Origin of the sequence: Labedella phragmitis (assembly GCF_004078635.1) — a bacterium.
Lineage (GTDB): Bacteria > Actinomycetota > Actinomycetes > Actinomycetales > Microbacteriaceae > Labedella > Labedella phragmitis.
Genome location: NZ_RZNB01000001.1, coordinates 79,154 through 96,752, shown reverse-complemented (window position 1 = coordinate 96,752; position 17,599 = coordinate 79,154). Strand labels below are relative to the sequence as shown.

The window sequence follows — 17,599 nt, the reverse complement described above, 5'->3', positions numbered from 1 at the left end:
CATCGTGACGCGGTGGGCGACGAAGTCTCGCCTCGTGGCGGGCACTCGCGTGATCAGGAAACCATGCTCGCGCCGACCAAAAATCGCTCCGGCTATTCGAGCATCTGCCGGTCGATGAACGCTGCCATGCCGGGCACGGTGAATGCCACGACGCCGTGCTCCGGGGCGTACACGAGACCTTTTGCGATGAGAGAAGCGCGCGTCGGTCCGAGGCTGGTGAGTTTTCGGGAGAGTCTCGCTGCGATCTCGCCCGAAGGGCTTCCGTTGTCCCCATCGGCCGCCATCGCCCGAAGATACGCCTGCTCTGACCGCGTCGCCCGATCCCATCGAGCGCGAAAGAAGCCGTTGTCAAGTTGGTTGTTTCCCTGCGCCACGCCCAGCCGCGCGGCGGCTTCATCGATCCGAGGACCCGTGGCGGCATTCCACGTCTCCTGACCGAATTGCTGGAGAAAGTACGGGTATCTGCCCGACGCTCCTACCACGACCTCGACCGCCGCGTCATCCCACTCGGCTTCCTCGAGGGCTGCAGGGATGGTCAGGGCCTCGGCGACGACGTCCGCGTCGAGCTGCTGAATGCGAGTGTACTGGAACCGCTCAGCATAGGATCGCGCCTCTGCGAGGATGCGAGGAAGGCTGGGTAGACCTGCGAAGGCGAACAAGACAGGCCAGTCGTCTTGCGCGGCAGCATGTGCGACGGTGCAGAGGGTCGCGAGTTCACCGTCATCGAGGTCTTGTGCTTCGTCGATGAGAATGGCTAGCCCGACCTCTTCTTCGGCCGCGGCCTCGGCGAGGTCCTTGATGAGCTTCTTGAGATCTGTCTCCAGGATGCCCGTGTCTGCGCCACCCCCGGGCGTACCCGATAGATCCATCCCGAAGCCCCAGGTTCCTGTCGCGTCGTATGAAGCTTTGAAACTCAACGCGGTTCTGAGGCCTTTGAGGAGGCGTCGTCCAGCGCTCGGTCGAGCGAGGTCGGCGAGCGATGCGTAGAGTGCCTCACCGATGAGTTCACGGAGGCTCTTGCCTGTCCCTGCCTCGACTTGAGCGACGATCCAGTCCTTCCTGGCAGCGTTCCGCCGGAATTCCGACAGAAGAACCGTCTTTCCCACTCCGCGCAGGCCGTACAGGACGAACGGTTGATCGGTACGGCCAATACGTACTCTCTGCAGAGAGGTATCCCACGCACGCAGGGCGTCGTCGCGACCGACGAGAGCTGCAGGTTTGCGGCCGGCACCGGGAGAATAAGGGTTGCGAACCGGATCCATGAGGCGTGTCCTCCCGTGCAAGCTATAGCAATTTATAGGCAAGTATAGCGAAACGCTATACTGTCGCAGTTTTGCTTATACACAGTCGGGTAAAGGCGCGGACGGCCCGTGGCTTCAGGTGTCGGCGGGGACGCGAACCGTGAGACCGCCGGGGATGACGCGGGCCTTGAACGCCGTGGCCCTGCCGAAGTCGTCGCCGTCGAGCTCGATCTGCTCCGGCCGGCGGAGCTTCACGATGAGTTCGCGACCCTTCACGTAGTTGAGTGCATCGACGTCCTTCGTGAGCATGAGGCGGCCGAGCTTGCTGCGCCGGAGCACCCCGTTCTCCCACAGCACCTTCACGCCGATCTGCAGCCAGCCGATGAAGCCCTCCGGGCGCAGGAGCACGATCTCGAAGTAGCCGTCGTCGATCACGGCCTCCGGGAGGAGGAGGACGTTCGCCTGGAGCGTCCCGGTGTTCCCGACGATGATCGTGTGGGCGCGCAGTGAGCGAGCCGGGTTGCCGTCGACCGAGTAGCGCAGTCGCAACTGGTTCTTGTCGCGGAGCGCCTTGAAGATCGCGTCGACGTAGGCGAGCCAGCCGACCTTCTTCTTGAGTTTCTCGTCGGTGTTCGCGAGCATCTTCGCGTCGAGCCCGAGGCCCGCCATGACGAGGAACGCGTGCCGGCTGATCTTCCCGTTCTCGTCGCGGATGTCCATGAGCGCGATGTCCATGTTGCGGTTCTTGCCCGCGAAGGCCGCGTTGACGGACGTGTCGAGGTCGTCGAGCGTGAGGTTCAGGTTGCGGGCGAGCAGGTTGCCCGTGCCCGAAGGAAGGAGTGCGAGGCTCGCGTCGCTGTCGTACATCGCCTCGGCGACGGCGCGGACGGTGCCGTCACCACCGGCGGCGAGGACCATCGAGGCGCCTTCCTCGAGCGCCTTCTTCGTGACACCGGCTCCCGTGTCTTCGACGGAGGTCTCGAACCAGAGGGTCTCCTGCCACCCCGCCGACTCGGCCTCTCGGGCGACGGTGGCCTTGAGGACGTCGACGTCGACCTTCACGGGGTTGTAGACGACGGCGGCGAGCTTGTGCTCGGGCTCGGGTGGCGGCGCGGGCGCCTCCTCCTCGGCGTCGGCGGGTGGTTCGCTGTCCGTCTCCGGCCCGCCGGCCGCCTCGGACTCGTTCATTGCGAAGACGCCGTCGTCGCCCGTGGTGACTTCGGCGGTGCCCTCGTTCATCTCCGGCTCGTCGTCGGCCGGGCGGTCGGGAGTGTCGTTCGCAGTCATTCGGAGCCTTCTCGCTGTGGGGGTCGTTGAATGGAGCTCGGCGCCACGGTGCGCGACTTCCGAGCGTACGGCCATCGGCCGCGAAGACGCGTCCCCTTGACCGACGTCGAAAAGCATCCGCCGACGTCCGGGAGGGGAACGGTGGACCCGATCCGTCGTCATCCGGGCAACAGGCTCAGCGCTTCGCGGCGGTACGCGTCGGGCGAGATTCCGGCGACGGTGCGGAAGTCGTTCGTCAGGTGGGAGTGATCCGCGTAGTTGAGCTCGGCGGCCAGAAATGCGAGGTCATCGTCGGGGCGTGCGACGAGCAGGCGGGCCAGCTCTTGGAGGCGGATGCGGCGGCTGACCCACTTGGGGCCTCGCCCCAGCGTCTCGGCGAAAGCACGCTGGATTGTGCGCTCGCTGCAGTGGAAGTGGTCGGCGAGTGCTTTCCCGGTCCGTTCGTGGAGGCGCGTGCGCAACTCGTCGAGCAGCGCGTTCGCGAGGAGACCCGATTGCGTCGGCGACCTCCGCGCGACGATTCCGGCGATCACGTGGTCTGCCCGCTGGGCCTTCGCCGCAGGATCGGCCGCGGACGCGAGAGAACTCATCAGCTCGTGAAGCGACGCGTCGAGCTCCGGTGTGAGGGCCACCGTCGAATCCGCGACGCTCGACGGGGCGAGATCACCGAGGACCGCTAGGCCGGCGGGCCTCAACCGAACGGCGAACACCGCTCCGCGTCCGAGAATCGTCCGCCTCCACGCCCGCGCGTGTACGCCCGTCACCACGAGAGGGGCCGGTACGTTTCCCTCCTCAGTCGTGAGGGTGATCGCAGGGAGGTCGATGACGCGCTGAGTGAGCCGTTCGTCCTCGTCGAGGTCCCAGGACACGTGCCAGTACTGGTCGACCACTGCGGACACGGACGGATTGGGGGCGATCCAGTTCGCCGCGAAGCGCTCGAGTCGGGCAGGGAACAGGACGCCCGACCGCTCATCGGGCACGATGGGCCGCCTCGCCTCATCGCCTGCGCTCGTGGTCATGGCCCCTAGTCTCGTCGACGGACAGCGGCACCGTGTCGTCTTTTTTCTAGCCCGTATCCGAGCATCCGCGGAGACTGTGGGCATGGGAAGCACTGTTTACACGGCGACGTTCATCGCGGTCGCGGAGGACTGTCCGACGGCGGGTCCCGAGGAGCCGCCCGTCAGCGCGAAGGGCCCGACGGTGGCCTCGCTCCAGTACGAGCTCATCTCGCAGCGTCCGTACGAGCTGACGAGCGACGACGTGTTGTTCGAGGTGTACGCCACCCGACAGGGCATACCGGAGGGCGACCGTGAAGCCGCGCGCGCGGCCTTCTTCGCGAAGGACCAGGCGTGCTTGCGATCCTCCCCGCTCGGGAAGCGGTACGGCTGGGGCATCCACCATGACAGCGACGGGCGGGTCGCGCTCGTGCCGCTCGGGTCGGACGACTACGAATCGTTCGTCGGCGACGCCTCACTGAAGCAGCTCAAGGCGATGCGTTCGAAGCGCGCCTGACTCGAGCCGGTCGCGGCTCTAACGGCCGAGGCTCGCCTGCATGAGCGCGATCGCCACTCCCCAGACGGCGAGAGCAGCGACCGCGCCGACGAGCGGCACCCACCATGCGCGCTTGCCTCGCGTCAGTCGCGCGATCGTCCACACGATCGCGGCGACGAAGACGACGGGAGGGCCGGCGAGCGCCAGGAGGTAACCGACGGTCATGAGGCTGTAGTCACACGTGCCCGACATGCACCCATCGCTGATCATCGCGAAGAACAGCGAGATGAACGCCAGGAACACGAACCCGATCACACCGAGGACCATGAGGACGATCGACGCCGTGACGTCGACCTTCCGGCCCGTCGACCACGGAGCCGAACGACGCGGCGGCGGGTCCCCCGGTCCAGCGAGGGGCGGAGTCGATCCCTGCGGCGTCGACTCCGGGACCGTCGGTTGCTGCGAGGACATGCGGCGACCCTATCGTGCGCTCGGCAGGCTCAGTAGTGGTCGCGGGCCTGCAGGATGACGATGTGCGTGTCGGTCACGAGGTAGACCACGCGATTCGTGTCGTCGATGCGGCGGGACCACGCGCCCGACAGGACGTGCTTCAGCGGCTCCGGTTTGCCGATCCCCTCGAACGGATCGCGCAGGATGTCGCGGATCAGGAGGTCCAGCCGCTTCAGAGTCTTCCGGTCCTGGCCCTGCCAGTACGTGTAGTCCTCCGACCCGTCCTGGTCGAAGGCGAGCTGGCGGCTCACGCCTCGTCGAGCTCGTGCGTCTCGAACTCGCCGCGGCGCGCCCGTTCGAGTGAGGCGAGCAAGCGCTCGGCGCCCTTCGCGTTCCGCAGGAGATACGCGGTCTCTGTGATGGCGTCGTAGTCGTCCTTCGATATGAGGACGGCGTTTCCGTGCTTCGAGACCACTTCGACCGCCGAGTGGTCGTCGTTCACCTGCTGGATGAGTCCGAACAGGTTGCGTCGCGCTTCGGTCGCCGTGATCGCGGTCATGACGCAACTCCCTCGGGTGGTACAGGAAAGCGTACCACTGATACGCGATCCAGCGGGCTTCAGCGGTTGGGCTTCCAGCCGATCGCGGGGGCGACGTGCTTCGTGATCGTCTCGAGGAGGTGGGTGTTGTACTCGACGCCCAGCTGGTTCGGGACCGTGAGGAGCACGGTGTCGGCGGCCTGCACGGCGGCGTCCTTCGCGAGCTCCTCGGCGATGACGTCGGGATCGCCGATGAAGCTGCGGCCGAAGCGCGCGAGGGTGTTCGCGTCGAGGTAGCCGACCTGGTCGGAGGAATCGGCGGCCTCGCGGCGGCCGAAGTAGGCGCGGTCCTCGTCCGTGACGATCGGCAGGACGCTGCGGCTGATGGAGACGCGGGGCTCGCGCTCCCACCCGGCCTCGGCCCACGCGGAGCGGAACATGGCGATCTGCTCGGCCTGGAGCTCGTCGAACGGCACGCCCGTGTCCTCCGTGAGGAGCGTCGACGACATGAGGTTCATTCCCTGCTGGGCCGTCCATACCGCCGTTGCGCGCGAGCCGGCACCCCACCAGATGCGGTCGGACAGGCCAGGTGCTTGCGGCTGGATCGCGAGGGGCTGGTCGACGCCCGTCATGAGCGTGTTCGAGCGAGCCATGCCCGCACCCGCGATCGCCTCGCGGAACATCGCCGTGTGCTGGTGCGCGATGTCCGTGTCGGTCTCGCCGTCACCCGGCACGTAGCCGAACGCCTTGTACCCGTCGACCGCGGTCTCGGGTGATCCCCGGCTCACGCCGAGTTGCAACCGTCCGGCGGAGATGAGGTCCGCGGCCGCCGCGTCCTCCGCCATGTAGAGCGGGTTCTCGTATCGCATGTCGATGACGCCCGTGCCGATCTCGATGCGACTCGTCTTCGCTCCGACCGCCGCGAGAAGCGGGAACGGTGAGGCGAGCTGCCGCGCGAAGTGGTGCACGCGGAAGAAGGCCCCGTCGACGCCGAGCTCCTCCGCCGCGACCGCGAGGTCGATCGACTGGAGCAGGGCGTCGCCACCGGTCCGGGTGCGCGACCCGGGTCCCGGATGCCAGTGTCCGAACGAGAGGAAGCCGATGCGTGTCATGCCCCGTGCAGCGTCGGCAGGCTCACGGTTATTCCATACGCTCGCATACACCGAGCGAGCGTCGATCAGGCGGGAGGACCCGGATTGCGGTGGAGCGGACGCCGGAACTCGTGGTCCTCACCGAGCTCGCAGTCGCACCACACCCGGATCGAGCGCCGCGTCTCGACGGTCGTGATGACCTCCACGTGTCCGCGGATCATCGGTCCCCCCGAATACATGCGGGAATCGATGTCGACGGCCTCGAGCAACTCCGTGCTGACCATCTCGTCTCCCTCTTTCTTCTCTCCCATTGCTGGGCCCCCCGATTGTCGGATTCGTGAGCGATGCGTGAGTGTCGCTCACTTGAGAGAGGGGGGCGAGGCGTGATCATGACGCGGGTTCCGCCCTTCGACAGGGTCCGCCCGTCGGCAGGCTCAGGGACCGAGGGCGCGGATGGCGTCGAGGACGGCGTCGCCGACGTCGATCGAGCCGCGGGCACGGCGCTCGTTGCGGAGAGCACGGGAGCGGTCGAACGGCAGGCGTACGGGCGACGAGGGGTCGAGCGGTCGGGAGGCTCGGACGGTGTCCGCGAAGGCCGTCGCCTCGCGTTCCAGGTGCCCGGCGTCGGCGAAGAGGTCCGAGCGCATCGCGACGATCGACATGCCGAACCCGGAGAGCTCGGGCGGGAGGGCCGAGGATCCGGCGTGCATGCCGAGGAGTTGGACGGCCATGGCGAGGCCGCTGCCGCGGTGCCCGCCCCACGGGGCGAGCGCGCCGGCGAGAGCGGCGACGGGATCCGTCGTCGGAGCGCCGTCGGCGTCGAATGCCACGCCGGGCGGGAGAGGCCGCCCATCGCGAGCGGCGAGCACCGTGTCGGCGTGTGTGATCGCCGAGGTGCCGATGTCCCACACGATGGGTCGATCGGTCGTCGGGACGGCGATGCACACCGGATTCGTGCCGACGAGCCGTTCCCCGCCTCCCGCCACGGCGACCCACGGCGAGGCGTTCGACGTCGCGATCACGACGAGTCCGGCGTCGGCGAGCGGTTCCGCGTAGTAGGACAGCATGCCCGTGTACCAGATGTCGCGGACGGCGACGGCGGCGAGACCGTGCGCGAGGGCCTTCTCCCGCACGAGTTCGGCGGCGAGCGGTGCCGCGAGGTAGCCGACCTCGTCGTGAGCGTCGATCGTCGCCACGACGGATGAATCGCGGACGACCTCGGCGCGCTGAGACCCGCGAGGACGCGTCTCGAGTCGGTCCGCGATGCTGAGCACGCGAGCGAGGCCGCTGTAGACGAGCCCGCGCAGCTCGCAATCGAGGAGGTGGTCGACGATCGTGTGCGCCTCCGCCGGTGCGTAGCCCAGCCGTTCGAGCGCGCCCGCGCCGAGGGACTCCGCGTCCGTGATCGAGATCTTCACGGCTCGTCTCCCGTCTGCGTCGATGATGCCGACGAGGGGAAGCGGGTGTCGTCGTCGACGGTCTCGACCACGGTGCGGACGCGGTCGAGATTGTCCGACAATACGTCGGACATGGAGCGGAGGGCAAGAGAACGTCGTGTCGAAACGGGCCGAAATTGCCGATCCGACGTGTTGGAGGGGCCGGAGTCACGGAGCCCTCACATCCGCTATTGACAGATTGTCGGACAATCGTGTTTGCTAACGTGCAGCACCGGCCGCCACCAGGGTCGGTCCCCAGTACAAGGAGGTACTCGTGGCTCAGCCCACCAACTCTGCCGAGCAGAGTCGTGCGAAGGTCGGCCTCGCCGTCGGCATCGGCAACTTCATGGAGTGGTTCGACTTCGCCGTCTACGGCTTCTTCGCCGCGATCATCGGTGCTCTGTTCTTCCCGCCCGAGACCTCGCCGTTCGTCGCGATCCTCTCGTCGCTCGCCGTCTTCGCCGTCGGCTTCGTCATGCGCCCGCTCGGCGGATTCATCCTCGGCCCGATCGGCGACAAGTACGGCCGCCGCATCGCCCTCTCGGTCTCGGTCCTCACGATGGGCATCGCGACGACGCTCATCGGCCTCACGCCGACCTACGAGACCATCGGCGTCTTCGCCCCGATCCTCCTCGTGGTGCTGCGCTGCTTCCAAGGCCTCTCGGCCGGTGGTGAGTGGACCGGTTCCGCAGCCTTCCTCGTGGAGAGCACCCCGACGAACCGCCGCGGCGTCTACGCGAGCATCATCTCCGGGACCGCCGCCCTCGCGACGATCGTCGGAAGCCTCTTCGCGCTCTTCCTCAACAACACGCTCTCGGAGGAGGCGCTGCTCAGCTGGGGCTGGCGTGTTCCGTTCCTCATGGCCGCTCCCCTCGCGCTCATCGGGCTCTACATCCGGTGGAAGCTCGGCGAGACGCCCGTCTACCAGAGCGTGCAGGCGAAGGGTGAGGTCAAGCGGAACCCCCTCACGGGTCACTTCCGCAAGAACCTCAAGCCCATCCTGCTGACCCTGGCGATCGCCGCCGTGCAGGGCCTCGGGTTCTACTACCTCGCGACCTACGTCGTGAACTACCTGACGACCACGCTCATGATCGAGCGCGGACCGGCCCTCACGATGAGCGCGATCGGCCTCACGGTCTACATGATCCTGTGCCCCATCGCGGGAGCGCTCAGCGATCGCCTCGGGCGGCGGAAGCTCAACCTCACGGGCACGGCGCTCTACGTCCTCCTGCCGATTCCGGTCTTCATGCTCATGTCGGGCGGCAACGGCTTCGCGGTCGTCCTCGGGATCGTCCTGCTGTCCATGGCGCAGTGCCTCGTGAGCGTCACGACGGTCGTCATGCTCGTCGAGCTCTTCCCCGCGTCGAGCCGCTCGTCCGCGAGCGCCATCGGCTTCAACTTCGCCCTCGCGTTCATCGCCGGACCCGGTCCGTTCATCGCGACCTGGATCGCCGGCGCGACGGGAAGCGCCGTCGCGCCCGCCGGGTACATGGTGCTCGTCGCGCTGCTCGCGCTGCCCGTGGTCTGGAAGTGGCTGCCGGAGACCGCCGGCCGTGACATCTCGGCCGAGCACCATGCAGCGGAGACGGACGACGCTCTCGTGCGATAGTGCGACGAGACGGATGAGCAGGCCGCGTGCTGCCCACCTCAGGGCGCACGCGGCCATCATCCCGGCAGCGGCCGGGAGCGACAGGAAAGGAACGCGGTGACGCACACGACAGCGAAGTCGGACGCCCTCTACGAGGTCACGATCGTGAAGTACGGCACGAGGCAGGGCCACCGGAGCGAGATCTACCTCAACCACCACCTGTACGGGCGGCCGGACGAACCGCTCGACATGGACTACTTCGTGTGGGTCGTCCGGAACGCCGAGCGCACCGTCGTCGTCGACACCGGGTTCTCGCGAGCCGGCGGCGACAACCGCAAGCGCACCTTCCTGATCCAGCCGGCCGAGGCCTTCGCCCACCTCGGCATCACCCCCGAGCAGGCGCCGCCCGTGCTCGTGACGCACGCGCACTACGACCACATCGGCAACCTCGACCACTTCGATTCGTCCACCGTCACGATCGCGGCCTCGGAGTACGCGTTCTGGACGTCGCCGCTCGCCGTGCGGAAGCAGTTCCACCACTCCGTCGAGGACGCCGAGCTCGATGCGCTGCGCGCCGTGCACGACGGCGGCCGGCTTCGCACCTTCGAGGGCGAGATCGAGATTGCGCCGGGCATCACGATGAGGGAGGTCGGCGGTCACACGCCCGGGCAGAGCGTCGTCTTCGTCGATACCGCTGAGGGTCGGGTGCTCCTGGCGTCCGACGCGGTGCATTACTACGAGGAGTACGAGGACGACATCCCGTTCGCGTTCGTCGCGGACCTCCCCGCGATGTACCGCGGCTTCGACCTCATCACAGACCTCGTCGCCTCCGGAGAGGTCGCCCACGTGGTGCCGGGGCACGACCCCGACACCCTCAATCGCTTCACGCCCGTGACCGATGGCCCGCTCGCGGGACTCGCGGCCACGATCGGCGGAACGGCAGCGACGACGCCGACGCACTCGACGAAGGAGACCATCGCATGACCGGAACCACCAGCACGACCCGCCGCTTCGAGGGGGCCGTGGCCGTCGTGACGGGGGCCGGCAGCGGTCTCGGTCGCGCGTCGGCCGTCCGGCTCGCGAGCGAGGGGGCGCACGTCGTCGCCGTCGACGTCAACACGGCGGCCGTCGAGGCTCTCGTCGCGGAGCTGCCGACCGCGAGCATCGCGGTCACCGCCGACGTCTCCGACGAGACGGCGGTCGACGGCTACATGCGAGCGGGCATCGAGGCCTTCGGCCGCATCGACGTGTTCCACCTCAACGCCGGCATCTTCGGGAGCTTCGCCCCGATCCCGGACCTCGAGGTCGATGACTTCGAACGCGTCATGGCCGTCAACGTGCGGGGGCAGTTCCTCGGTCTGCGGGCGGCGCTGCGGCACTACCGCGACCGGTCGGAGTCGGCGGGCGAGCCCGTCCCCGGATCCATCGTCTTCACGGCGTCGATCGCGAGCCTCCGCGGCTCCGCCGATCTGCTGCCGTACCAGACGTCGAAGCACGCCGTCACGGGACTCGTGCACGGCGCCGCCGTCTACGGTGGTCCGCTCGGTGTGCGGGTCAACGGCGTCGCCCCCGGCATCGTGCCGACGGAGCTCTTCGCCGCCGCGGCGACCACGAAGGGCGGCGGCAACGACATGACAGCTCGTGCCTCGACCACGCCGCTGCGGCGAGCCGGCACCCCCGAGAACATCGCCGGAGTCGTCGCGTTCCTGCTGAGCGACGACGCCGCGTACACGACGGGCGAGATCGTGAGTGCCGACGGCGGCGCGTCGATCGTCAACACGGTCCGTCCGTCCGGCGGAGCCGGAGCCTGGGACCCCACGAGCATCGACGACGGACTCTACGGAGAGGGCTGGCGCGGTACGCCGAGCGGCCACGAGAACGAGGGGAGCGCATCATGACGGATGCGGACACGACCACACCGAGCATCGGGTTCATCGGGCTCGGCAACATGGGCGGCCGGATGGCCCGCTGCATCACCGCAGCGGGCGTTCCCGTCCTCGGCTTCGACACGCGTGCCGAGTCGATCTCCGGCGCGGGGGCCGACGCGGCCGCGAGCGCCGTCGATGTCGTCGCGGCGAGCGACGTCGTCCTGCTGTCGCTGCCGGACAGCCGCGTCGTCGAGGCCATCGTCTACGCCGAGGGTTTCCTCGACGCCGTGCACGACGGCCAGGTGATCGTCGACCTCAGCACCTCGTCACCCGACTCGACCCGCGCGATCGCGACGAAGGTCGCCGAACGCGGCGGCGTCTACCTCGACGCGGGCATCTCGGGCGGTGCGGCCGCGGCCGAGAAGGGCACGCTCACGCTCATGGTCGGTGGCGACGGCGACGCTCTCGAGCAGGTCCGTTCCGTCCTCGACCACTTCTCGTCGACCGTCTTCCACTGCGGGGAGTCGGGCGCCGGCCACACGGTCAAGCTGCTCAACAACTTCCTCAACGCCGTGACGCTCTCCGCCACGGCGGAGGTCATGGTCGCGGCGAAGAAGGCGGGGCTCGACCTCGAGACGGTGCTCGACGTCATCAACGCGAGCTCGGGAGTGAGCTTCGCGAGCCTCAACAGGTTCCCGAAGATCATCCACGGCGACTACCTCAAGGGCGGCCTCACGAACACGCTCATGCTCAAGGACGTGACGCTCTACACGCAGCTCGTCACGAGCCTCGGTGTCGCGAGCCTCAATTCCGCCGGCCCCGTCGCGAGCTTCGGGCTCGCACGGGCGCTCGGCTACGCGGACGAGATCAGCAACACCGTCGTCGACGCGATCGGGGACATCTCGGGAGGCGTCCGCCTCCACGACCCGTCGCACGACGGGTCGGACGGTGCCGCGGCCGACGGCGCGCAGGAGAAGGAGACGAACGCGTGATCATCACTCCGCCCACCGCGCATGCGGGAACCGCCGGCAAGCCCGGCTCCCAGTTCACGGGATCGGTCTTCCCCTACGTGACGATGCCCGCGACCGACGGCGTCACCATCAACACCGTCAACTTCACACCCGGGGCCCGCACCTACTGGCACCACCACGAGAACGGGCAGATCCTGCAGGTGCTCGCCGGCCGCGGGCTCATCCAGGCGGGCGACGGCAGCGTTCGCGTCCTCCGGGCCGGCGACACCGTCTGGTGCCCGCCCGGTGAGCGGCACTGGCACGGCGCGGCTCCCGACTCCTTCATGACGCACACTGCGATCTCACTCGGCACGACCGTGTGGGCTGACCCCGTGGACGACGCCGACTACGCGGCGCCCGCGATCGAACCCGGCGACGCGGAGACCCCCGCGGCGCCCGACACCCAGGAGGCATGACCGTGACGACCGAAGGAACCCACGCCGAGTCGTACGAGCGCGGCATCGAGATGCGCAAGGCCGTGCTCGGCGCCGCGCACGTGGAGAAGTCGCTCGAGAACGTGTCCGACTTCGCCCGTCCCATCCAGGAGCTCGTGACGGAGTACTGCTGGGGCGAGGTGTGGACGCGACCGGGTCTCGACCGCAAGACGCGCAGTCTCCTCAACCTGGGCATGCTGACGGCCCTCAACCGTTCGCACGAGCTCGCCGTGCACGTGCGCGGAGCGCTCACGAACGGGTGCACCGTCGAGGAGATCCAGGAGGCGCTCCTCCAGACGGCCATCTACGTCGGTGTTCCGGCGGCGCTCGAGTCGTTCCGGGTCGCCGAGAAGGTCATCAACGAGCAGGCCGCGAAGTGAGCGATCCCACGCCCACGGCCCCTGAGCCTGTCGAAGGACGGGCAACGGTCGCGTTCGTCGGGCTCGGCAACATGGGCACACCGATGTCGTCGCGTCTCGTCGCTGCCGGGTACACCGTGCGCGGCTTCGACCTGAGCGACGAGGCACGGGACCGCCTCGCACAGGCCGGCGGCATCCCGGCGTCGTCGGCCACCGACGCCGCGACCGGTGCGGACCTCACCGTGCTCATGCTGCCGAACTCCGCGATCGTCACGTCGGTCGTCGATGACCTGCTCGCCGCCGGAGCGCTCGCCGATGGCGCCCTCGTCGTCGACATGAGCTCGTCGGAGCCGCTCGAGACCCGAGCGCTGTCCAAGCGCCTCGCTGCGGTCGGCGTCCGCCTCGTCGACGCTCCCGTCTCGGGCGGTGTGAAGGGTGCGCAGGGCGGAACGCTCACCATCATGGTGGGCGGGTCGGACGACGACGTCGCCGAGGCCCGCGCCGTGCTCGACCACCTCGGCCGCGTCGTGCCGACGGGCGCCGTCGGCTCCGGTCACGCCGTCAAGGCGCTCAACAACCTGCTGTCCGCGACGCACTTGTGGGTCACGAGCGAGGCGATCGAGGCCGGAGTCCGCTTCGGACTCGACCCCGAGGTCATGCTGTCGGTCTTCAACGGGTCGAGCGGTCGCAGCGGTTCCACCGAGAACAAGTGGCCGAACTTCATCCTCCCCGGCACGTTCGATTCGGGCTTCGGCTTGCGGCTCATGCTCAAGGACATGCGGATCGCCGCCGGTCTCGCTCGAGCGGTCGGCGCCCCGACGGAGCTCGGCGAGGACGCGATCGGCTTCTGGGCGACGGCCGCCGACGCGCTCGAGCCCGCCGCCGACCACACCCGCGTCGCGGAATGGATAGCGCAGCACGCCGCCGTCGACTCCGGTCCACCGTCCGAGGAGGGGGAGCGGCGATGATCTGACCCGCCTCGCCGACGGTCCTCGATCGCGGCATCCGCGGCCCGGAACCCCTGGACCCGCCGTCCCACCCCGCCGATACAGTGGAGCATCATGCTGGACAACTCGCTCGCGGAACCGTGGAGCTTCCCGCCCCTCGGGCGTACCGCGGCGCCCGTTCGGGAGCAGGTCGTGGCCGCACTGCGGCAGGCGATCCTCGACTTCCAGTTGAAGCCGGGCCAGCGCCTCGTCGAGCGAGAGCTGATCGAGAGCATGGGGGTCTCGCGAACGACCGTGCGGGAAGCCCTCAGCGTCCTCACGAGCGAGGGTCTCGTCGCCGTGGTCCCGCAGCGCGGCGCGCACGTCGCGGCGCCGTCCCTCGACGACGCCGAGGACCTCTACGACGTGCGGGCATCGCTCGAGTCGCTCGTCGTCCGCCGCTTCGTGGAGCGGGCGACGGACGAACAGGTCGCGCGCCTCAGCAGCACGGTCGACGGCATGGCAGCGCTGCTCGAGCGGGAGTCCCCCGAGGACGAGGACGACTATTCGGCCGTGGAGATCCGCGAGTTCCTCGCTGCGAAGGACGTCTTCTACGACGTGCTCGTCGAGGGTGCGCAGTCGGCGTCGCTCACGCAACTGCTCGAATCCATCCAGGCCCGCGTTCGCGTGCTGCGCGTCACGTCGCTCGCGACGCGGCACCGGCTGCCCGCCGTGGTCACGGAGATGCGGGAGATCGTCGCCGCCATCGCCGCCCGCAACTCGGACCGCGCCGCCCGACTGCTCACCGAGCACATCGAGACGGCCGCCCGCCTCGCACTCCGCACCCTCCGCGACAACGCCTGACCGGCTCGCGGTCCCTCTGTCCCTGAGCCTGTCGACCCTTCGACAAGGTCAGGGACCGTTCGTCCCCCTGCACACACCTTCTACGGTCCCTGAGCCTGCCGAAGGGCACTCAACTCAACCAAGGAGTACAGACAGACATGACCGAATTCACCCCCCGCCAGCAGGAGATCAAGGACGCCTTCGTCGAGCAGCGCGGCACGTGGAGCCCGCTGTGGGAGAGCATCCTCCGCCTCGACCCGGAGTTCCTCCTCTCCTACCTCGACTTCTCGATGGTGCCGTGGAAGAAGAACCACCTCGACGCGAAGACGAAGGAGCTCATGTACATCGCGGTCGACGCGGCCGCGACGCACCTCTACCAGCCGGGTATCCGCCAGCACATCAAGGCGGCGCTCGACGTCGGGGCCACGCCGCAGGAGATCATGGAGGTCATCGAGCTCACCTCGACGCTCGGCATCCACGCCATGAACATCGGCGTGCCCTTGCTCGTCAAAGTGCTCGAGGAGAAGGGTCTGCGCACCGGTCCGGCGCCCCTCGACGAGAACCAGGAGCGCGTGAAGGCCGAGTTCACGGCGAACCGCGGTTACTGGCACTCGTTCTGGGACGAGATGCTCGAGCTCGACCCCGAGCTCTTCGAGGCGTACACGAACTTCTCCTCGGTGCCGTGGAAGACGGGCACCCTCTCGCCCAAGGTGCGCGAGTTCGTCTACATCGCGTTCGACGCGGCCGCGACCCACCTCTACGTCCCCGGCCTCAAGCTGCACTACGAGAACGCCCTCGGTTACGGCGCCACGGTGGGGGAGCTGCTCGAGGTGCTCGAGATCGCGAGCGTCATCGGCATCCACGCGGCAACGACCGCGGTCCCGATCCTCGTGGAAGAGGTCGAGGCGCGCGGTGACACCATCTGACCGGACTGGGCGCCGGCCTCCGACGACCGTCGCCCTCCGAGCGCTGCTCCTTCTGACCGGCGCTGCGTCGATTGGTGCAGCGCCGGTCGCCCGATGACCGCGCCCGGTGATCGGTGTCGCTCGCCGAGCCGCATGCTCCCTCCCGCACACGTGCGACAGGATGGGGACATGCCTTCCCCTCGTGTCCTCGGTCGTCCGTCCGCCTTCCTCTTCGACTGCGACGGCGTGCTCGTCGACTCGCTCGCGTCGGCCGAGGCGGCGTGGGCCGCGTGGGCGACGACCTACAAGCCCGACTTCGACGTGCGCGACCTGCAGCACGGGCGCCGGGCGATGGACACGATCGCCGAGCTCATCGAGGCGGACCTCGTCGAGCAGGCGTTCGAGGATCTGCTCGCGCGTGAGCTCGAGACCGTCGACGGGACGGTCGCGATTCCCGGTGCCGCCGCTCTCACGGCGTCGTTGCCGACCGGTCGGTGGGTCGCCGTCACCTCCGGTCCGCGGAAGCTCGCCCTCGCTCGGCTGAATTCGGCGGGCATCACGCTCCCCGAGCGCCTCGTGACGGCGGAGGACGTGGACCGCGGCAAGCCCGACCCGCAGCCGTACGAGCGTGGAGCCGAGCAGGCCGGTGTCCCGATCGGCGAGTGCGTCGTCTTCGAGGACGCGCCGGCAGGCATCGCCGCCGCGCGCGCCGCCGGGGCCGGCTGGGTCGTCGGTGTCGGAGCGGGCGCCTACACGCCGTGGTCCGAGGGCCTCCTCCCCGACGTCGTCGTTCCCGATCTCTCCGCCGTGCGCTTCGTCGACGGCGAGCTGCTCATCGACGAGGAGCTGCCGAAGCCGTAGTGGGTCGCTCGACCCCGCACGTCCCGACGATCCAGGATGGTGTCGTGGCACCCACGATGACGATCGGCGACTTCTCGCAAGCGACGCGCTTGAGCGCGAAAGCGCTGCGGTTCTACCACCGCGAGGGCCTTCTCGCTCCCGCCGCGATCGACCCGCACAACGGCTACCGGCTCTACTCGCCCGAGCAGATCGCCGACGCCCAGGTCATCCGGAGGCTCCGGGCCCTCGAGGTGCCCGTGGACACCGTCCGCGAGATCCTGCGCGCGCCCGATATCGCAAGACGGAACGTGCTCGTGGCCGATCACTTGAGTCGGTTGGAGGCTCAGCTCGACGCGACGATCGCGGCGGTCGGGACATTGCGGCGACTCCTCGATCCGCCGACTCCCGTGGCGGTCGAGCATCGCAGTGTCGATGCGACACCGGCGCTCGTGATCCGGCAGACGATCGACCTCGCCGACCTGGGCGACTGGTACGTCGGGGCCAGCGCCGAACTGCGCGAGCAGGCCGAGCGCGCCGAGCGGGCCGGCTGCTCGATCGCCGGCCCGCTCGGAGGACTCTGGGCCGCCGAGTTGTTCCTCGATGAGCGCGGTGATGCCGCGTTGTTCCAGCCGCTCACGTCCCTCGCTTCCATACCGACGCTCGGAGGACGCACCCGAGCCGAGACGCTGCCGCCCACGGAACTCGCCGTGGCCGTGCATCGCGGTCCTGACGCGTCGATCGGAGACACGTACGCGGCGCTCGGCACCTACGTCGCCGAGAACGAGCTCGGCGTCGCCGGGCCCGTCCGCGAGCACTACCTGCGAGAACCGGACGCCGGTTCCGACGACGTCGAGACCGAGATCGGGTGGCCCGTCTTCCGCGTCACGCGCTGACCTCGGCGGCGCTTGACCTTCCCCCAACGGGAAGGCCGAGAGTCGAACCATGACAACGACAGACGACCTCTCCCCCTCCATCGCGACCTTCTATGAGCTCATGGACGGAGCGGACAAGGCGCTCGCCGTGGATCTCTTCACGGCCGACGCGACCGTGACGGACAACGGCCGGACCTACCGCGGCCGCGACGAGCTCCTCGAGTGGCTCCGCGGTGAGGCGAGCGCCTACACCTACACGTCGACGTGGGTTGCCGCGGACGAGACCGACGGCATCGCGGTGATCGACATCCTCCTCGAAGGCGACTTCCCCGGCGGCCGCGTCCAGTTGCGCTACACCTTCGACCTCGCACCCGGCGGTCTCATCCGCGAGCTCACGATCGCGGCTTGATCCGGACGACG

At 68.7% G+C, this 17,599-nt stretch carries 22 protein-coding genes; 13 read left to right on the top strand and 9 right to left on the bottom strand.

Annotated elements, in window-relative coordinates:
* Positions 1-92 precede the first annotated feature (92 nt).
* From ELQ90_RS00490 to ELQ90_RS00480, 3 genes are all read right to left on the bottom strand, one after another.
* Complete coding sequence (locus ELQ90_RS00490; RefSeq protein WP_128493318.1) at positions 93-1,262, bottom strand: ATP-binding protein; 1,170 nt, start codon at positions 1,260-1,262, stop codon at positions 93-95.
* A 114-nt stretch (positions 1,263-1,376) separates the two neighbouring features.
* Entirely contained in the window at positions 1,377-2,528 is a 1,152-nt protein-coding gene (locus tag ELQ90_RS00485) for a diacylglycerol/lipid kinase family protein (RefSeq protein WP_243695939.1), read from the bottom strand.
* Between the two features lie 158 nt (positions 2,529-2,686).
* The gene (locus tag ELQ90_RS00480; protein WP_128493317.1) at positions 2,687-3,547 is read right to left on the bottom strand and encodes a helix-turn-helix domain-containing protein; all 861 of its coding nucleotides are present in this window, start codon (positions 3,545-3,547) and stop codon (positions 2,687-2,689) included.
* A gap of 82 nt (positions 3,548-3,629) precedes the next feature.
* Here ELQ90_RS00480 and ELQ90_RS00475 point away from each other — a divergent pair, with 82 nt between their 5' ends.
* On the top strand, positions 3,630-4,040 hold the full coding sequence (locus ELQ90_RS00475) for a DUF6157 family protein (RefSeq protein ID WP_128493316.1): 411 nt from the start codon (positions 3,630-3,632) through the stop codon (positions 4,038-4,040).
* An 18-nt stretch (positions 4,041-4,058) separates the two neighbouring features.
* Here the strand turns inward: ELQ90_RS00475 and ELQ90_RS00470 are convergent, their stop codons facing one another.
* The 6 genes from ELQ90_RS00470 to ELQ90_RS00445 form a co-directional block, all read right to left on the bottom strand.
* Complete coding sequence (locus ELQ90_RS00470; RefSeq protein ID WP_128493315.1) at positions 4,059-4,490, bottom strand: DUF6264 family protein; 432 nt, start codon at positions 4,488-4,490, stop codon at positions 4,059-4,061.
* Positions 4,491-4,519: 29 nt separating this feature from the next.
* The gene (locus ELQ90_RS00465) at positions 4,520-4,780 is read right to left on the bottom strand and encodes a Txe/YoeB family addiction module toxin (protein WP_128493314.1); all 261 of its coding nucleotides are present in this window, start codon (positions 4,778-4,780) and stop codon (positions 4,520-4,522) included.
* Positions 4,777-5,028, bottom strand: a complete 252-nt coding sequence (locus ELQ90_RS00460) for a type II toxin-antitoxin system Phd/YefM family antitoxin (RefSeq protein ID WP_128493313.1) — start codon at positions 5,026-5,028, stop codon at positions 4,777-4,779. The genes ELQ90_RS00465 and ELQ90_RS00460 overlap by 4 nt, the downstream gene beginning before the upstream one ends.
* Positions 5,029-5,087: 59 nt before the next feature.
* Complete coding sequence (locus ELQ90_RS00455; RefSeq protein WP_128493312.1) at positions 5,088-6,119, bottom strand: LLM class flavin-dependent oxidoreductase; 1,032 nt, start codon at positions 6,117-6,119, stop codon at positions 5,088-5,090.
* A gap of 65 nt (positions 6,120-6,184) precedes the next feature.
* Complete coding sequence (locus ELQ90_RS00450; RefSeq protein WP_128493311.1) at positions 6,185-6,382, bottom strand: hypothetical protein; 198 nt, start codon at positions 6,380-6,382, stop codon at positions 6,185-6,187.
* 150 nt (positions 6,383-6,532) lie between these two features.
* The gene (locus ELQ90_RS00445; RefSeq protein ID WP_166408734.1) at positions 6,533-7,516 is read right to left on the bottom strand and encodes an Ldh family oxidoreductase; all 984 of its coding nucleotides are present in this window, start codon (positions 7,514-7,516) and stop codon (positions 6,533-6,535) included.
* Positions 7,517-7,808: 292 nt separating this feature from the next.
* Between ELQ90_RS00445 and ELQ90_RS00440 the strand changes: the two genes are divergently transcribed.
* From ELQ90_RS00440 to ELQ90_RS00385, 12 genes are all read left to right on the top strand, one after another.
* Positions 7,809-9,143 carry an MFS transporter gene (locus ELQ90_RS00440; protein WP_128493309.1) on the top strand — a complete coding sequence of 445 codons (1,335 nt, stop codon included), beginning with the start codon at positions 7,809-7,811 and terminating at the stop codon, positions 9,141-9,143.
* 96 nt (positions 9,144-9,239) lie between these two features.
* Positions 9,240-10,106 carry an N-acyl homoserine lactonase family protein gene (locus ELQ90_RS00435; RefSeq protein ID WP_128493308.1) on the top strand — a complete coding sequence of 289 codons (867 nt, stop codon included), beginning with the start codon at positions 9,240-9,242 and terminating at the stop codon, positions 10,104-10,106.
* Positions 10,103-11,020 (top strand): SDR family NAD(P)-dependent oxidoreductase, encoded by a 918-nt coding sequence (locus ELQ90_RS00430; RefSeq protein WP_128493307.1) that lies wholly within the window; start codon positions 10,103-10,105, stop codon positions 11,018-11,020. Before ELQ90_RS00435 ends, ELQ90_RS00430 begins: the two co-directional genes overlap by 4 nt.
* Positions 11,017-11,982: an NAD(P)-dependent oxidoreductase gene (locus ELQ90_RS00425; RefSeq protein WP_128493306.1), complete on the top strand. Its 966-nt coding sequence runs from the start codon at positions 11,017-11,019 to the stop codon at positions 11,980-11,982. The genes ELQ90_RS00430 and ELQ90_RS00425 overlap by 4 nt, the downstream gene beginning before the upstream one ends.
* Entirely contained in the window at positions 11,979-12,416 is a 438-nt protein-coding gene (locus ELQ90_RS00420) for a cupin domain-containing protein (protein WP_128496813.1), read from the top strand. Before ELQ90_RS00425 ends, ELQ90_RS00420 begins: the two co-directional genes overlap by 4 nt.
* Positions 12,413-12,814, top strand: coding sequence for a carboxymuconolactone decarboxylase family protein (locus ELQ90_RS00415; RefSeq protein ID WP_208020531.1), 402 nt, complete (start codon positions 12,413-12,415; stop codon positions 12,812-12,814). The genes ELQ90_RS00420 and ELQ90_RS00415 overlap by 4 nt, the downstream gene beginning before the upstream one ends.
* Positions 12,811-13,761, top strand: coding sequence for an NAD(P)-dependent oxidoreductase (locus ELQ90_RS00410; protein WP_208020530.1), 951 nt, complete (start codon positions 12,811-12,813; stop codon positions 13,759-13,761). Before ELQ90_RS00415 ends, ELQ90_RS00410 begins: the two co-directional genes overlap by 4 nt.
* Before the next feature lie 93 nt (positions 13,762-13,854).
* Complete coding sequence (locus ELQ90_RS00405; RefSeq protein WP_128493305.1) at positions 13,855-14,583, top strand: GntR family transcriptional regulator; 729 nt, start codon at positions 13,855-13,857, stop codon at positions 14,581-14,583.
* A gap of 137 nt (positions 14,584-14,720) precedes the next feature.
* Entirely contained in the window at positions 14,721-15,488 is a 768-nt protein-coding gene (locus ELQ90_RS00400) for a carboxymuconolactone decarboxylase family protein (protein WP_128493304.1), read from the top strand.
* 168 nt (positions 15,489-15,656) lie between these two features.
* Complete coding sequence (locus tag ELQ90_RS00395; protein ID WP_128493303.1) at positions 15,657-16,328, top strand: HAD-IA family hydrolase; 672 nt, start codon at positions 15,657-15,659, stop codon at positions 16,326-16,328.
* Positions 16,329-16,372: 44 nt separating this feature from the next.
* A complete protein-coding gene (locus tag ELQ90_RS00390) occupies positions 16,373-17,200 on the top strand; it encodes a MerR family transcriptional regulator (RefSeq protein WP_208020529.1) in 828 nt (275 codons plus the stop codon).
* 49 nt (positions 17,201-17,249) lie between these two features.
* A complete protein-coding gene (locus ELQ90_RS00385) occupies positions 17,250-17,588 on the top strand; it encodes a nuclear transport factor 2 family protein (RefSeq protein ID WP_128493302.1) in 339 nt (112 codons plus the stop codon).
* Positions 17,589-17,599 lie beyond the last annotated feature (11 nt).

What these genes read in the sequence shown, in the direction of transcription:
- ELQ90_RS00480 (WP_128493317.1), bottom strand. Translation starts at nt 3,547, where the DNA reads ATGACCACGAGCGCAGGCGATGAGGCGAGGCGGCCCATCGTGCCCGAT.
- ELQ90_RS00395 (WP_128493303.1), top strand. Translation starts at nt 15,657, where the DNA reads ATGCCTTCCCCTCGTGTCCTCGGTCGTCCGTCCGCCTTCCTCTTCGAC.
- ELQ90_RS00405 (WP_128493305.1), top strand. Translation starts at nt 13,855, where the DNA reads ATGCTGGACAACTCGCTCGCGGAACCGTGGAGCTTCCCGCCCCTCGGG.
- ELQ90_RS00430 (WP_128493307.1), top strand. Translation starts at nt 10,103, where the DNA reads ATGACCGGAACCACCAGCACGACCCGCCGCTTCGAGGGGGCCGTGGCC.
- ELQ90_RS00385 (WP_128493302.1), top strand. Translation starts at nt 17,250, where the DNA reads ATGACAACGACAGACGACCTCTCCCCCTCCATCGCGACCTTCTATGAG.
- ELQ90_RS00450 (WP_128493311.1), bottom strand. Translation starts at nt 6,382, where the DNA reads ATGGTCAGCACGGAGTTGCTCGAGGCCGTCGACATCGATTCCCGCATG.
- ELQ90_RS00455 (WP_128493312.1), bottom strand. Translation starts at nt 6,119, where the DNA reads ATGACACGCATCGGCTTCCTCTCGTTCGGACACTGGCATCCGGGACCC.
- ELQ90_RS00475 (WP_128493316.1), top strand. Translation starts at nt 3,630, where the DNA reads ATGGGAAGCACTGTTTACACGGCGACGTTCATCGCGGTCGCGGAGGAC.
- ELQ90_RS00425 (WP_128493306.1), top strand. Translation starts at nt 11,017, where the DNA reads ATGACGGATGCGGACACGACCACACCGAGCATCGGGTTCATCGGGCTC.
- ELQ90_RS00485 (WP_243695939.1), bottom strand. Translation starts at nt 2,528, where the DNA reads ATGACTGCGAACGACACTCCCGACCGCCCGGCCGACGACGAGCCGGAG.
- ELQ90_RS00400 (WP_128493304.1), top strand. Translation starts at nt 14,721, where the DNA reads ATGACCGAATTCACCCCCCGCCAGCAGGAGATCAAGGACGCCTTCGTC.
- ELQ90_RS00415 (WP_208020531.1), top strand. Translation starts at nt 12,413, where the DNA reads ATGACCGTGACGACCGAAGGAACCCACGCCGAGTCGTACGAGCGCGGC.
- ELQ90_RS00470 (WP_128493315.1), bottom strand. Translation starts at nt 4,490, where the DNA reads ATGTCCTCGCAGCAACCGACGGTCCCGGAGTCGACGCCGCAGGGATCG.
- ELQ90_RS00460 (WP_128493313.1), bottom strand. Translation starts at nt 5,028, where the DNA reads ATGACCGCGATCACGGCGACCGAAGCGCGACGCAACCTGTTCGGACTC.
- ELQ90_RS00490 (WP_128493318.1), bottom strand. Translation starts at nt 1,262, where the DNA reads ATGGATCCGGTTCGCAACCCTTATTCTCCCGGTGCCGGCCGCAAACCT.